The organism is Neobacillus drentensis, from assembly GCF_036965245.1.
Taxonomy (GTDB): Bacteria; Bacillota; Bacilli; order Bacillales; family Cytobacillaceae; genus Neobacillus; species Neobacillus drentensis_G.
Genome location: NZ_JBALPG010000033.1, coordinates 1,159 through 2,926 on the forward strand (window position 1 = coordinate 1,159; position 1,768 = coordinate 2,926).

The window sequence follows — 1,768 nt, forward strand, 5'->3', positions numbered from 1 at the left end:
CAAAGAGCACCCCTTCTCCCGAAGTTACGGGGTCATTTTGCCGAGTTCCTTAACGAGAGTTCTCTCGCTCACCTTAGGATTCTCTCCTCGCCTACCTGTGTCGGTTTGCGGTACGGGCACCTTTTATCTCGCTAGAGGCTTTTCTTGGCAGTGTGGAATCAGGAACTTCGGTACTATATTTCCCTCGCTGTCACAGCTCAGCCTTTGCGGTAAGCGGATTTTCCTGCTTACCAGCCTAACTGCTTAGACGCACATATCCAACAGTGCGCTTACCCTATCCTCCTGCGTCCCCCCATCACTCAAACGATAAAGAGGTGGTACAGGAATATCAACCTGTTGTCCATCGCCTACGCCTTTCGGCCTCGGCTTAGGTCCCGACTAACCCTGAGCGGACGAGCCTTCCTCAGGAAACCTTAGGCATACGGTGGATGAGATTCTCACTCATCTTTCGCTACTCATACCGGCATTCTCACTTCTAAGCGCTCCACCAGTCCTTACGGTCTAGCTTCAACGCCCTTAGAACGCTCTCCTACCACTGACACCTACGGTGTCAATCCACAGCTTCGGTGATACGTTTAGCCCCGGTACATTTTCGGCGCAGAGTCACTCGACCAGTGAGCTATTACGCACTCTTTAAATGGTGGCTGCTTCTAAGCCAACATCCTGGTTGTCTAAGCAACTCCACATCCTTTTCCACTTAACGTATACTTTGGGACCTTAGCTGGTGGTCTGGGCTGTTTCCCTTTTGACTACGGATCTTATCACTCGCAGTCTGACTCCCACGGATAAGTCTTTGGCATTCGGAGTTTGTCTGAATTCGGTAACCCGATGAGGGCCCCTAGTCCAAACAGTGCTCTACCTCCAAGACTCTAACTACGTGAGGCTAGCCCTAAAGCTATTTCGGAGAGAACCAGCTATCTCCAAGTTCGATTGGAATTTCTCCGCTACCCACACCTCATCCCCGCACTTTTCAACGTGCGTGGGTTCGGGCCTCCATCCAGTGTTACCTGGACTTCACCCTGGACATGGGTAGATCACCTGGTTTCGGGTCTACGACCACATACTCATTCGCCCTATTCAGACTCGCTTTCGCTGCGGCTCCGTCTCTTCAACTTAACCTTGCATGTAATCGTAACTCGCCGGTTCATTCTACAAAAGGCACGCTATCACCCATAAACGGGCTCTAACTACTTGTAGGCACACGGTTTCAGGAACTATTTCACTCCCCTTCCGGGGTGCTTTTCACCTTTCCCTCACGGTACTGGTTCACTATCGGTCACTAGGGAGTATTTAGCCTTGGGAGATGGTCCTCCCTGCTTCCGACCGGATTTCACGTGTCCGGCCGTACTCAGGATCCACTCAGGAGGGAACGAAGTTTCAACTACAGGGCTTTTACCTTCTATGACGGACCTTTCCAGGTCGCTTCATTTACCCCGTTCCTTTGTAACTCCATGTAGAGTGTCCTACAACCCCAAGAGGCAAGCCTCTTGGTTTGGGCTATGTCCCGTTTCGCTCGCCGCTACTCAGGGAATCGCGTTTGCTTTCTCTTCCTCCGGGTACTTAGATGTTTCAGTTCCCCGGGTATGCCTTCTATACCCTATGTATTCAGGTAAAGATACTGTTCCATTACGAACAGTGGGTTCCCCCATTCGGAAATCTCCGGATCAAAGCTTACTTACAGCTCCCCGAAGCATATCGGTGTTAGTCCCGTCCTTCATCGGCTCCTAGTGCCAAGGCATTCACCGTGCGCCCTTTCTAACTTAACCTA

At 51.2% G+C, this 1,768-nt stretch carries 1 rRNA gene (cut by a window edge); it reads right to left on the reverse strand.

From position 1 onward, the window contains the following. Positions 1 to 1,766: ribosomal RNA gene (locus V7150_RS08795) — 23S ribosomal RNA — on the reverse strand (it extends 1,156 nt beyond the left edge of the window). Positions 1,767 to 1,768 lie beyond the last annotated feature (2 nt).